Raw genomic sequence first — 250 nt, 5'->3', positions numbered from 1 at the left:
CGTGTGTTCCCGGCTCGCCAGCAGGCAGGGGTTTCGTTACGATGTGAACCTGCAGCATGACAGCATGAAGGGAGTTGCAATGTCGGAAATCAACAAGGAGAAACTGATGTCGGATATCAAAACCGTTCTCGCGGACGCCGAGGATCTGCTCAAGCAAGCTGCGAGCAGCACGGGCGACCGTGCGGCCGAACTGCGCGAGAAAGCCATGTCGCGTCTGAAGCAGGCCAAGGAAAAGGCAACCGACGTTCAG

At 57.6% G+C, this 250-nt stretch carries 1 protein-coding gene; it reads left to right on the top strand.

What is annotated here, in order from left to right; all coding sequences use genetic code 11:
* Positions 1–79: 79 nt before the first annotated feature.
* Positions 80–250, top strand: a 171-nt coding sequence (locus SB751_RS33580) for a DUF883 family protein (RefSeq protein ID WP_410749443.1), incomplete at its 3' end; no start/stop codon positions are given.

This window comes from Cupriavidus sp. SIMBA_020 (assembly GCF_046535395.1).
GTDB lineage: Bacteria > Pseudomonadota > Gammaproteobacteria > Burkholderiales > Burkholderiaceae > Cupriavidus > Cupriavidus campinensis.
Note: the sequence above shows the minus strand (reverse complement) of the source record. Positions and strands in the feature narration are given on the sequence as shown.